Annotated in this window: 9 protein-coding genes and 1 pseudogene; 4 read left to right on the forward strand and 6 right to left on the reverse strand. The window is 66.9% G+C overall.

Features of this window, described 5'->3' with window-relative positions:
* Positions 1–9: 9 nt before the first annotated feature.
* On the forward strand, positions 10–1,053 hold the full coding sequence (locus tag H299_RS0110485) for a protein kinase family protein (protein ID WP_158692312.1): 1,044 nt from the start codon (positions 10–12) through the stop codon (positions 1,051–1,053).
* A gap of 177 nt (positions 1,054–1,230) precedes the next feature.
* Here H299_RS0110485 and H299_RS33330 read toward each other — a convergent pair.
* A pseudogene (locus H299_RS33330) lies at positions 1,231–1,643 on the reverse strand (NUDIX hydrolase).
* Positions 1,644–1,731: 88 nt separating this feature from the next.
* Between H299_RS33330 and H299_RS39580 the strand changes: the two are divergent.
* Positions 1,732–1,908, forward strand: a complete 177-nt coding sequence (locus H299_RS39580; protein ID WP_158692313.1) for a hypothetical protein — start codon at positions 1,732–1,734, stop codon at positions 1,906–1,908.
* A 641-nt stretch (positions 1,909–2,549) separates the two neighbouring features.
* Entirely contained in the window at positions 2,550–4,484 is a 1,935-nt protein-coding gene (locus H299_RS33335) for a DNA cytosine methyltransferase (protein WP_037758473.1), read from the forward strand.
* 193 nt (positions 4,485–4,677) lie between these two features.
* On the opposite strand, the gene H299_RS33340 is transcribed toward H299_RS33335, so the two are convergent.
* Positions 4,678–5,238: a very short patch repair endonuclease gene (locus tag H299_RS33340; protein ID WP_078512615.1), complete on the reverse strand. Its 561-nt coding sequence runs from the start codon at positions 5,236–5,238 to the stop codon at positions 4,678–4,680.
* On the opposite strand from H299_RS33340, the gene H299_RS0110510 reads away from it, so the two are divergent.
* On the forward strand, positions 5,237–5,425 hold the full coding sequence (locus H299_RS0110510; protein ID WP_027748377.1) for an AbrB/MazE/SpoVT family DNA-binding domain-containing protein: 189 nt from the start codon (positions 5,237–5,239) through the stop codon (positions 5,423–5,425). The two genes, H299_RS33340 and H299_RS0110510, sit on opposite strands and share 2 nt — an antisense overlap.
* Positions 5,426–5,474: 49 nt before the next feature.
* Here the strand turns inward: H299_RS0110510 and H299_RS0110515 are convergent, their stop codons facing one another.
* The 4 genes from H299_RS0110515 to H299_RS0110530 form a co-directional block, all read right to left on the reverse strand.
* Positions 5,475–7,484: an AIPR family protein gene (locus H299_RS0110515; RefSeq protein ID WP_027748378.1), complete on the reverse strand. Its 2,010-nt coding sequence runs from the start codon at positions 7,482–7,484 to the stop codon at positions 5,475–5,477.
* Positions 7,477–8,496, reverse strand: coding sequence for a PD-(D/E)XK motif protein (locus H299_RS0110520; RefSeq protein ID WP_027748379.1), 1,020 nt, complete (start codon positions 8,494–8,496; stop codon positions 7,477–7,479). The genes H299_RS0110515 and H299_RS0110520 overlap by 8 nt, the downstream gene beginning before the upstream one ends.
* Positions 8,493–11,270, reverse strand: a complete 2,778-nt coding sequence (locus H299_RS0110525) for a Z1 domain-containing protein (RefSeq protein WP_027748380.1) — start codon at positions 11,268–11,270, stop codon at positions 8,493–8,495. Before H299_RS0110525 ends, H299_RS0110520 begins: the two co-directional genes overlap by 4 nt.
* 62 nt (positions 11,271–11,332) lie before the next feature.
* Entirely contained in the window at positions 11,333–12,811 is a 1,479-nt protein-coding gene (locus H299_RS0110530) for an ATP-binding protein (protein ID WP_027748381.1), read from the reverse strand.
* Between the last annotated feature and the right edge of the window lie 157 nt (positions 12,812–12,968).

Below are 12,968 nucleotides of genomic sequence, written 5' to 3' on the forward strand. Positions count from 1 at the left end.
AGGAGGATCATGGCTTCGGGCTTACCGGTGCGGGAGCTGAGCAGCTTCCGCACCGCCCGCATCATCCGCACCCTCCATACCGGTTCCTCGGGGGCGACCGTCCGCCTCGTCCAACAGCCCAGCGGTGACCTCCTGGCGGTCAAGACCTCACTCCAACCGCGCGTCCCGGCCAGCGCCCAGGCCGCGGCACGCGAAAGCATCGAGCCGTACTTCCCACGTCGCCTACCCGAGGTCCTTTTCGCCGGCAACCTCCAGGGCACCGACACGCTCGTCACGCGCTGCCCGTCCCCCACCACCCTCGCCGACTCCGTCGAGCGCCACGGCGCCGAAGGCCCCGCCCCGGACGTGTGGCAGGACGTCGTCACCACCCTCAGCCAGGTGTGGGAGGACTCCGCGCGGCCCGGCTTCCATCCGGCGCAGGCGACCCGGAAGCACGCGTTGCGTTGGCGGCGGGGCACGGCCGGGCTGCGCCACACCCTCCAGATGAAGGGGCTGGAGGTGCCGCTGTGGGCCCATGTGCTCGTCAACGGCTCCGACCACGGCCCCCTCGAAGGACTCCTCCAACGTCTCGGCCGCATCCCCCCGCCTGCGGTCCACGTTGCGTGCCAGGGCGACCCGCAGCCGCGCAACATCCTTCTTGACGATGAGGGACGCTGGCACCTGGTGGACTGGGAGTGGTCCGGCCTCCACCAGGACTGGCGCATGATGATCAGCCACCTCGTCGGCTGGTGGCACGTCGAGGATCTCCTCACCACCGCACACGGTGAGGCGACGGCAAGCCCGTCCGCTCTCACCCTGAACTACCCGCCACCGAACCCGACACGCACCAGAGGCTGGACTACCCCGGCCCTCCACGCCTTCCACCGCATGACCAACCCGGCCCACCACGACCAGGACCTCACGGCCCTGGCCCGGCACACCGCGATGCTCCTACTCCGGGAGGTCCCCCGCTCCCTCGACACGGCCCAATGCCACCTGCTCGCCCCCCTGCTCGGAGAAGCGATCCGCCTCATCGACGCACCTCACCCACTGCTGCCGCCCAGCGCGAACTGAACACCGCCTCTGCACCACCACCGAAGAACGGCCAACGGGTGGCGCGACGTCTGCACGCGGCCAACTGGCCCTGCCGCCACTGCAGGGCGGAACAACCGCCCCCGCCGACAGCAGAACGGCTGCGAAGGGCATCGCGCGCCGAACGTAGATCCCGATACAGCCCGTCCAGCCGAGGAGTTATCCCAGAGTTGTATCGAAGTGCTGCTGCACCGGCTCGTAGAGCCCATATGGCATGTAGGCGGGGATGTCAGCAAGGGCTACCCACACGAGCTCGGCCAGCTCGCCGGTGTCCGCGACGTAGGCCGCGCCGCCCACGACCTCGCAGGCCGTGTTCAATATCAGCTGGCCCGTCTTCGGATGGACCCGCTCGCCGAGAAGCTTGACGGTTGCCACCTCCAAACCGGTCTCTTCCTTCGTCTCGCGCACGGCGGCGTCCTCGCGGCTCTCGCCGGGCTCGATCTTGCCCGCTGGGAACTGCCAGGAGAGCTGACCCTCACTGACGCGGCGCCGCACCATGAGCACACGGCCCTCATGGACGACGATCGCCGTGGCGACGCCCGCGCTCGCTCGTCTGCGTTCTCCTGCGTCACCCCTGCTCCTTCGGCGCATTAGGGCGGAAAGATCGTACCGGCGGGGAGGAACCGGGTCACGGCGCCTCTTGGGAGCCACATCACGTCGATGTTCCAGCCGGTATCGGCACGTATGACCCTGCCCGCGAGGTTAGGTGGACGGACGAGCGTCGGTCGGCCCTCGATCCGGATCGAGCTCGGCCGTCTCTCGGTCACCACTTCACTCGCCGAAGCCCTCGACGACCCCCTCGGAGACCTGCTCGCCGAGGTGATCCTCATGGAATGATCGGGCGACAGCGGTCACAGCAGCACGGTCCCTGCAGTGCGCGATGCCGGCGCAATGGCAGCAGTCCGAGCAGAGGCCCGGACAACCACGCAGCCGATGAGACCGCACCGCAGTTGGGCGCCGACGCCAAATGGGGCGGAGCCGGAAGCCGGCTCGTAGTCAAGGCGATCGAGCGCCAGGGCGTCGGGCCTCCGCGCGACCTCTGAGCCGACGTGCGCCATTTCCACGCCCTTGGCGCGCGTGGCCTTCGGCGAGGTGAGCGAAGCAAGCTCGAACCGGAAGGGCAGGGCTCTGGGGCCAAGTCGGCCCAGGTGTTGCCTCGAAGCGCACGTTCCTGATTCGAACGTGTCTTCACCGGTGTTGTGTCGTTGTCATGACGGCGGGCAGGTGGTGTCGCGTCACACCCGCCCTAAGCGCACGCGCTGACGGTGACTTCCACTATGATCGATCACCTTGGGGCACAGAGCAACGATTCGAAGCCGCGGGTCGGAGGACCTGCGATGACCGTGGCTGGCATCGGAGAAACACCGACCGCCCGCTCTGCACATCCGGTTGGGAGACCTGCGGAAAACCTTGCTTTCACCAGCGCGTCTGTGTTCTCCTGGTGCTCGTTCATGTCACGCGTTACGGAGGATTGTGCTGTGAGTAAGGGGCACTATGAAGTACCTCTTGAACGCAGTGACTGCCTTGAGCTGCCTTCCCACCCTCACAGCTGCACTCCGGAGTCCTTCCAGGACTGGCTGGAGAGTTTCGGTAAGGGTAGGCGCCTGGCCATCGACCTCTTCTCCGGTGCTGGCGGTCTGAGTGCGGGCGTCGAGCGGGCTGGATGGTCCACGGCCGCTGCCGTGGACACTGACGAGCGCGCACTTGAGACCCACAGAGCCAACTTCCCCGGCATGAGCCTGCGGATGGATCTTGGTGACCCCGCGGAGCGGGACAGGCTGGAGACGATCCTTGGGCCCGCGAAGATCGATCTTGTCGCAGGGGGACCTCCGTGTCAGCCCTTCAGCAGGGCTGGGCGCAACAAGATCCGTGACCTGGTGAGAAACCACGGGCGGGATCCGGAGGACCGCCGGAAGGAGCTGTGGAGCGCCTATCTGGACATGGTCAAGCGGATCAGGCCGCGGGCGGTTCTCATGGAGAACGTTCCCGACATGGGGCTCCATGACGACTTCTTCGTGATCCGGACTATCGAGGAAGAGCTTGAAGAACTTGGTTACGCGACGCAGGTGCGGCTGGTCGACGCATGGAACTACGGCGTTCCGCAGCACCGGAAACGCCTCATCCTCCTCGCCAGGAGGGACGTCGAAGACTTCACCTGGCGTGAGCCCGACGGGCGGCGCACCACGCTGCGTGACGCGATCGGCGACCTACCGGAGCTGGAGGTCGTCGCCACCGAGCGGGTCGGGCAGCGAAAGCTGAGCTACCGCAAGCCGCGCAAGATCTCGGATTTCGCGGAGGAGATGCGGGACGGAGCGACCCGCGGTGTGATCTGGGACCACATGACCCGAAGGGTCCGCCCGGACGACTACCGGATTTTCCAGGTCATGGACTCAACCACGAAGTACTCCGAGCTGCACGAGAAGTTGGGCGAGAAGGAGAAGCAGTACCAGCGGTACAACCCAAACAAGTACACGGACAGGTACAAGAAGCTGGCCTGGAACGAACTCAGTCGTACCATTACGGCCCACATCGCCAAGGATGGCTACTGGTACATCCACCCGGAGCAGCTGCGGACGCTGACCGTGCGCGAGGCTGCTCGCGTGCAGACCTTCCCGGACCGGTTCCGGTTCGCGGGTACCCGGAGTGACGCCTTCCGGCAGATTGGCAATGCTGTGCCCCCGTTGCTGGGTAAGGCCGCTGCCGAGGTGCTGAAGCCAGACGACGGCTCCGACGGTACGTCCGGGCTCCAGCCGCGATGGCGGGAGATCCGGAACACTCTCACCGAATGGGCGGAACGACGACGGGCCGGCGCGGACTGGTATCAGCTCCCGAGTGAGGAGCCAGTGCCGCTCCATGCAGCCGTCGTGGCCATACTGTCCGGCGCCAAGGTCAGGCCGGACGCCATGGCGGACATCATGGAGATCGTCAGGAAGTCGAAGACCCTGACCTCGACAACGTTCAGGAAGCTGGTCGAGGCGGCACCCACGAAGCCCGCCCGCGCGCGAGTGGACCGCCTGACGCCACTGGTCGACAAGCCGAACGCTTGGCGGCTGGACCAAAAGCTCAAGGTGCCAGGCAAGCTGTCCATGAAGCCGTCCGAGGAAGCCCTGTACATGCTGCTGATCGGCGAGGACCTTATGCTGGTCGGGACGGGGACCCTGCGAGTTGCGGCGCGGGCTAACGGCGCCGACGAAGATCACGCGAATCGGCTCAGTGAGGGACGTGTCAACCTAGTGAAGCTGGTGGGTGCGGGGAACGATGCGCCGCTGCGTATGGCGGCGATCCGACTCATCGGTTCGGATCTGTGCCGGGACACCCAACCCGTATGTTCAGACTGTCCGCTCGTTGCTCACTGCGCTCGTCGTCGAGAGTTGTCAGACGACTTGCTGACTCTGGCCGTCGCAGGGGAGTAACTCGCCCCTCAGTACTCGTCGACGTGCTCAAGTCTCTCGTCGAGTCCCTCAACCCACGTTGGGGCGGGCAGGGCGTCGAAAGCTTCTCGGCGCCTCACGATCGCCTGCTCCAAGGCGTGGAGAGCGGTCGCTGAGCGACCATACGTTGCCTTCGACGTGGCTGGGGCGGATCCCTCATCGGCTTCGTCGGGATTCACCCTCGCGTCCGCGTGCTCTGACTCGTTGCGCCACGTGAGCGGACGCTGCCCGCCTGTTCCGGTTCGTGGGCCACGGCCGCCACTCGCCGAGCAGCTCCATCCGTGTCACGCCGGATCGCGCACTCCCAGATCCGCACCACGGTCCAACCGGCTGCCGTGGCCTCCGCGGTATTACGGTTGTCCCGCTCCCTGTTCGCTGCGATCTTCTCCTGCCAGAGAGCCGCGTTGGGGCCCTGGAACTCCTCAGGACAGTGCTCCGGACAGCCGTGCCAGAAGCAGCCGTCGACGAAGACGGCGACTCCGTACCTCGGCAGCACGAAGTCGGCGGTGCAGCGCGGGGCGATCCGGCGCTGAAGGCGGAACCGCAGGCCCAGTCGGTGTACGGCCTTCCTGAGAGCCACTTCGGGCCTGGTGTTCCTCGTGAGTCGACCGCGAAGGTGTTCGCCCTTCACGGTGGAGACCCACTGTCTCCCCGGTGCCACTCCACCTGCTTCGGCCACGATCCCAGCCCCAGCCTGTCGACGTCCTCCGGGAGGAGGGTGCCACACTCTCCTCATGCTTCGTGAACCAGCCGAGGTCAGTGTCGATGACCAGGGCCGTGTCGAGTTGCCGCTGGGACTGTTGGCAGAGGCCGGTCTCTCGCCGGGGACAGGTCTGGTCGCCTTCAGCGACGGTGATGGGCGCATTGTGCTGCGGCGCGCCGGGGACGCGGTCAGGGACCTGGTCGAGAAGGGGGCTCTCTGACCGCGTGGTGTGCCGGTTCCGGGCCGTCGTCAGCGCCTGGACTCGTCTCCTAAGGGGCCGGGTTGAACCCCTGACGTAGTGCCTCGATGCGGGTGTGCAGTGCTTGGACGGCCTGGACCTCGGGGACTTCCTGCTCCAGTTCGAGTCGCCTGCCGACGAACTGCGCCAGCTGCCGCTGCCACGGTTCGAGGGCGCGCGTCTCCTTGGCCCAGCGCTCGATCGCGTACCACTCGTCGGCGGGGACCAGCGCCGCCTCCTCTGCCGCTCCGGACTCGGTCCCGGCTCCGCCGGACAGCGCGGCCTCGTCCAGCGGGCTGTCGAGCAGCTCCGTCGACAGAGCGCGCGGTGTTGTCCAGGGGACCGCGGACACCGCGTCCCAGCAGGCCACCTTCTTGGCCCACTCCCCGACATGGTTCCCCTCCAGCGGGGTGGTCACCGCCCGCATGACCCTGGGGCACAGGTCGTGGATCGCGGACTCCAAGACGGGTGTCACCGCCTGGTCGCGCCAGATCCGGTCCAGATCGATCCGGCGGTCCGTGGCCAGGGAGAGGCGCGCCGTGGTGTAGGTGGTGATCATGCTCTTGTGGCTGCCGGCACCGTGGATGGCGGCGATGCGGTCAACGGCCTTGAACAGGACTGCCATGGCGATCAACCGCTGGCAGTACTGGAGGTCGACCCGGGGAGGGGCCTCCTCGACGCGAAGCATGAACTCGACGAAGTTCTTCTGGGCCCCGCGGCTGACCAGGTACGGGAGGCGGTGCCAGGAGTGGACGAACTTGGCGAGGTCCGCCTTCGTGAACTTCTTCTTCGGAGGGTTGAGCTTCTTGAACTGGCGCTGCCGTGCAGGTGTCCGGGCCTTCGCCAGCTCGTCCGTGTACTGGCCGCGCGCACGCTCGTAGAACCAGTGCGTCTCCTGACCGCTGCCGTCCGCAGCGGGGGCCCACAGGGAGCGGGTGATCCTCTGTATCTCCACGTGGTAGTCGTGGTTGGAACTGAAGTCGACCTGGGTGACCCGGTTCTGAGTGTTGGAGTACTCCGAGATCTTCGGAACGATCTCGGCGAGCCGGTCGGGAGCCACCTCCGTCAGCTTCATCTGCACCCGCGCGTCGGACAGGTCGGCCCTGTCACGGGTGAGCGCGTAGTGAAGCGAGGCAGTCGTCTGGCCCCCGTTCACGATCTGCAGGCCGTGGATACGGGAGATGTGGGTGGGCTCGCCGGTCGGGCCCGTCACGAAGTCGACCTGCGACGCCGTCGCGGTGATTCCGTTGTTGTAGGCCAGGAAACGGCCCGGCGCGTGCAGGAGGGTCTCCCGGATTCCGCGGTTGACCGAGCCACGGGTCTGAAGGAAGGAACGGACGTTCAGTTCCAGGAGCCGTGTGCCGTACTCGGCGTACAGCTCCGCGAGCATCTGTCCGGATATCACCGCCAAGGCGACGGAGTGGTCCTCCTCCGAGGAGGGCGCGGCGACGCAGGGGAGGGGAGGGGAGAAGGGCACCACTATCGGCTCGCCGAGCGAGCCCGACGTCGCGTGACGGTGCAGGCGGGCCAGGTCCCACACATCGTGGGTCACGGGGAGACCGTCGAGGTCCGACACCGGCACCTCGGTGAAGGTGCTGACACGGTTACTGAGCAGGAAGAGCCTGATCCGCTGCACCTCGGTGAGGGACTTCTCGACCGCCGCGCACATGTCGTACACGTCGAAGGACTCGTCGATGTGCTGCTGCAGCCCTTCGCGGCAGCGGGCCGCGAAGGTCAGGAGCCGTCTGAAGAACGTCTCGGTCTGTGCCTTGGTGAGCTTGGTCTCCAGCGGCGCCAGGTGGAAGTCCGTGACGAACAGGTCTAGAGACTCGCCCGACTCCCCCATCCCGTAGCCGTGGACCTCGTGTCCGTGTGCCTTGTGGTAGGCGGTGAAGGTGTTGGACACGACGCCGGCCTGTTCGAGGTCCTCGAAGACTCGCCTGGTGAACGCCTCGGGGGTGGTCGTCCCCTCGGCGTCGGCCGTCGCCTGGACGTCGGCGACCAAGCCGCGGGAGAACTCGTCCAAGTCCAGCTCAGCCATGGGATCCCTCGATCATCTCCCGCACCTCGTCGAGCTGGGCGCGGAAGGCGTCCAGCCGCGAGGTGCTCACGTGGTACGAGCAGTCGCCGACCCCTTCGGGGAGATCGGATTCGGTCAGCCTGGGGAAACCATCTCGCACATGCCAGAAGCGCAGGTCCCGCACGCTGAACCGGGGCTCGTCGTAGCAGTCCCGATGAGCCGGCAGGTAGCCGGCCTGGATGAGCAGTCCGTCGAAGCGAGCTCGAGCGGCGGGGTTGGTGAGCTGCTCCCGTATGCGATCGACCCGCCTGTTCAGGCTCTCGCCAGACCCACCTCGCCGCTCGTCCAGCTGCACGAGGGCGAGGAGCAGAGCAGGTGTGCCCGTGCCATCCAGCTGCCGCTCACTCGCGATCCGAATGTTCCGGGGTCGCTTGGCGGTGCTGGCCTTGGTCTCGATGGCCACGTCCGACAGTTGGAAGTCCTGGTTGGTCCCCGTGGGACCGGTCCAGGCGTCCACTGCCTCGGACTGGGAGAGCTCCGCGATCAGGGTGTCTCCCAGTAACAGGAGTTCGCCGTACAACCCACGCCGCGCCTCGGCGCTGAGTCCGTTCGTGCTGACGGCACGCAGGAGGTCCTGCCACCGGCCGAACCGCGCCACGGCGGCGGTCAGGGCGTCAGCAGCGCCCGAAGCCGCCTGCGCGGTGGCTGCCACGTCCGCGACGAGTGGGTTGAACACCTCCCGAAGTGCGTTCTCGGTCAGGATCACCTGCAGCTCGTACTCCAGGCGGGAGACCGCGCACAGGTTCATCTCGATCCCGGCAGCCCGTGGCAGACGGCCGACCGACCGTACGACGGGGTCGGCGGAGCGCGCGTCCGCACGGAGGACCAGCATGCGCTGCCGACCGGGGTGGGAGACGGAGAGGAAGATGTCGAGCGGGGAATCCGGGTACATGCGGATACTGGAGCGACCCGGAACGTCCTGCGGACCTTCCAGCTCCTGCCACTCGCCCTCGGTGACGTCGGTGACCGTCACGCCTCGTCCTCCTCCTCATCCTTGGTGTAGATGTCCTCCTGCAGCCAGACGGAGTTGGCCTCGTACTCGGTCTTGGACTGGTACTCGGAGTGCGGGAAGCTCAGCTGGAACCCCACGAGGGGGGTCTTCTGACCGGCGTCGGACGCGTCCGACACCGCGAGGGGGTAGACCAGCAGCAGCCCCTGGTCGGTCCGCCGCTGCCGCCGGATGTGCGGGCCGGCCGGAGTCTTGGGAGCTGACTGCTTGTCCTGCAGCTTCGCGACCTTCGCGGCGGCTTCTCGGGCCGCCTTCTTCTGGTCGTCGTCGAGGTCGATCATCTCGTCCGGCGGGCTGAGTACCCTGCGGATCGTGTACCGACCCTCGTCCCTGAACCTGGGATTGAGTGCCTTACGCGTCACGAGGCCGACCGTGTGCCCGGCGACTTCCTCAGGTGTTTCCGACGTCGTGCTGCCGACCAGGCAGACCGTCCAGTTGGCGAGTTCGCCGACCCTCGTGCACTGATCCACGTACTTCGCGATGAGCCTCGGCCGGACGCGCTGCGCCATGCGGTCGGTCTCGTAGGAGGTCAGGAACTCGGAGACGATCTCCGCCGGCACACCGTCCCATCGGATCTTGCCGTTCGGCGCTTCGGCCGGGACGGGCCTGGTGATCCCGTCCATGCGACGGACGAGCGTTTCCAGGGCCTGGTAGTTGCGCTCCACGGTGCTCTTCACGAGATTGAAGATCACGGTCTCCGGCCCCTCGCCCGAGTAGCTGAGCATGATCTTCGTGCTCTGCCGCATCTTGTTGGCCGCGGTTACGGTGAGGCCCAGAGAGGAGGCCCGCACCTTGAGACCGAACTGTGTCGGGGTGAGACCGAGGGTCGCCATCTCCTCGACCTCCCTGCGCAGTTCGTCGGTGGCGGCCGTGACCTCCACGTAGGCGTCCTCCAGAGCCGGCATGGTGTAGAGGCGGCACAGGTCCTCGTACCCGGGGCGGTAGCCGAACCACCGGCCCATCTGCAGCAGCGTGTCGTACGTCTTCGACGGCCGCAGGTAGTAACTGACCGTCAGTCCCTCCAGGGTGAGGCCGCGGGAGAGCTTCTGCCCTCCGATGGCGATCACCGAGAGGCCGTTCCTGCGGTTGTCGTAGTAGTCGAGGGCGTCCTTGGAGGAGCCGTTCACGGTCTTGACCTGGATCTTCCGGAGGGCCGGAAGGAGCTGGTCGGAGACCTTCTCCCAGGTCAGCCGCTCGGCCTGCTCGGCCTCGAAGCAGTCCGTGGTCGGGACGAAGTCCCTCTCCCACAGGTCACGGAACTCGGCACGGATCTCGGGCCCCTTCCCGTAGCGGTCCCGCACCATGTCCACGACGAGGTGCAGATGGTCCTGGACCTGCTCGTGCACCAGATTCTGCACAGCGGTGAAGCGGGTGACGTGCACCAGCATGGAGTTGTGGACCTTCGTCTGCCCCCGGGCCCGGCGGACGGCGCAGGAGAGCACGAACGACAGGAGCGCCTCGCGCAGGGACTTCGGGAGGTCTCCGGCGGGGACGTCACCCGACTTGTGACCGGAGGGGAGCCAGGCGTCACTGTCGTCCACGTGCCGGACGAGCGGCAGGGCCTGCACGTCGTCCTCGTCCTCATCCTCCACCTGGAGGCCGAAGACCCGCTCAGGACCCAGGTAGTTCGACGGGGACGGCAGACTGCGGATGAAGCTGGCGGGGAAGAGGTCCTCGCCAGCCTTGGCATTGTCCGCTTCGGGATCGATGTAGATGTTGGCGAACGGCGTGGCCGTGTAGCCCACGTACGCGGACTTGTCGAAGCTCTTCATGAGCTTGCGGATGGCCGCGTTGGTCTTGGTCGGGTCCGCCTCGGGGTTACGCACCGTGTTGATGGAGGCGTTGTCAGCCTCGTCGTCGATCACGAACAGAGGCAGGTCGCTGATGACCTTGTCGCCGTTCTCGTCCTCGACGCCGTGCACGTCCAGCACCCACTGGCGTACGTACTCGAGGATCTTGTAGTGCTTCTTGACGACGAGGACGACGGGGAAGTCCCCCAGGGGGAAGTTGATCGCCTTCGCCGTCGCGAGGCCGAAGTCCCCCTTCTCACCGCTGTTGGTCGGTGAGGCGATCTTGAGCTTCTTGACCAGCGGCATCTTGCCCACGCCTATGGCACGGGAACGCCCGTTCTCGTCCGAGCGGCTCTGGTTCTGGGTGTCGAAGCCCAGGAGCCCCTCGTCGATCCGGAGCTGGGTCTGGCTGCGGAGGTCGTTGTGGATGCCTGCGAGCACCACGATGAAGCGGTAGCCGGCGTCCACCGCTTTCGCCGTGAGCCCGATGTACTGGCCGGTCTTTCCCGACTGCACCTGGCCGATCACCAGGCCCCTGCGGCGCCATGGACCCGGGCGGTGGGGGTCCTCCAGCTGGCTCAGTACGTCGTCCGAGCTCTGGTCCAGCCGGCGCACGACCCACGGCGGGAGGTTGACCACGTCCTCCAGGTACCTGCGGTAGCGCTCCCAGAAGTCCCAGTCGCGGTCGTTCTTCGCCTCGGGCAGCCATGGTTCGTGGCCCTCGCCCTCGGTGAGGGCGAGGGACCGCTCCTGGAAGACGGCGGTCAGGGCCTCGATCTCCTTGACGAGCACGTCCCGGTCGATGGACTCACCCTGCGCGGCCATCATGCCGAAGATGACGTTGACCGCGTTGTACACCTCGTCGGACTTCGGCTGCCGGTCCTGGGGCAGGAAACTGAGAACCAAGCGCCGGGCCTTGGCCATGGGATCGTCGGGAACGTCGCTCACGTGGAACCTCCGGTCGGACGAAGTCGATGTCTGGGAGCGTAGGGACGGCCACTGACAATGCGTCATCTGCTCCAGAAACCCTGCAGCTGGTCGAAGGGCTGCATGGTCCGCAGCCGATCTTTGGCGGCGGACGGGGAACGGCCACCCGAGATCAGGGACTCGTAGATGCGCTGTGCCACTGCGACCGCCGCGTCGTCAGCCGGGCCCGGACCGCCGAACGGTTCCGGGTCGTCACTGCTGTCGGTCTCGTGCACGACGCGCAGCGCCGTGACGGGGATCGTCTCCTCAAGGAGACGGAGCAACGCACGTACGTCGGCGCTGGTGTTGCCGCCCGGTCGCAGAGCGGCCTGGACCAGTGGGTGGCTGCGGTTGATCTTGCAGGTGACTCTGCCTTCGGGGCGGCGTACGAGCCATGCGTACGACAGCGGATCGCCGTGAGTGCGGGCTGCGACCTGTCCCCGGTACCGGAGCACGTCCGCCGCGGTCGACCGGGCCTTGCGCGCGATGCGGTTGAGATGCGGCCGGAGAGCGACGGGTGGGACGACGCTCGACTTCCTCACGTCGACGCTCCACTCGGCGTCCGTCTCGGCAGGGATGTCCACAGCGATGCGCGCCAGGTTGTACTTCTCCTCACGGCGCATTCCGCGTTGCCCCAGCCAGTCACCGGCGAGGATCAGCCGGTTCCGGCGGTACACGTAGAAGCCCTGCTGGTCGAGCCAGCCTTCGGGACCGGCTGCCTGGGCGTACTCCTCCGAGCTGAGCCGGTGGGAGCCGGGCAGGATGAACGCCTCGACTCGAACCGAGCTGTCACCCAGCGGCAGTTCCTCCGGCTGGAGGGGCTGTACCGAGGGGTGGTTGCGCAGGAAGGGATCCCAGGGTGCCACTGTGGTTCCGCGAATCCGCAGGTCACGGCGCCGGGTACCGGTGAGGAACCGAGCGAAGACCATGCCGAGGTGTGACTCGGTGCGCGTCGCCTCGGCGTAGAACTGCTTCTGGGTGCCCTCGTCACCCGTGCTCACATCCGCGGCGTGGTATCCGTTGAGCCGCCGCCAGAGAACGATGGTGCCATGGTCGGAATCCCCCCGGAGCCTGCCCAGTACGGTCATGGTGTCGGTGTCCGCGTCGTGGAGCAGCCGCCACTGGCCCGACTGTTCGACGACGTCAAGATCCCAGGTCCGGGTGTGCCACTGCCCACTCCCTTTGGCCGAGCTCACCGTGAGCTGCCTGGCCTGGGAGAACGAGGCGGACTTGAGGCCGACTCCGAATCGGCCGAGATCGGTGGCCGAGCGCAGCGTCCCGGGGCCGCGGGCGGCCACCGTCATGGCCGTGACGAGCTCCTCGGCGGTCATGCCCCAGCCGTCGTCCACAACCGCGATCCAGGAGCTGGAGCCAGCCCAGGTGAACTCCACGTCGATGGTCCGGGCCTCGACGGAGATGCTGTTGTCCACGAGGTCGGCGACGGCAGCCGGCAGCGAGTAACCCAGCGAGCTGAGCGAGGCCACCATGCCCGCCGGCTCGGGGGCGGCGATGTCGTACTTCATATGGGCCCGGCTCTGCTTCCCCGTGACGATATTCCTTCGGAGCGTAACCGTCCCAGTGGCTCGGTGAAACCGGGTGGACGCGCTCCTTGGCTCAGAGGGACTGCTGCGTGCGTTCGTCCGCTTCGGGCGACACACCCCCCATCGTCAGTAAATGCTA

The sequence above is a fragment of the Streptomyces sp. CNH287 genome (assembly GCF_000424825.1).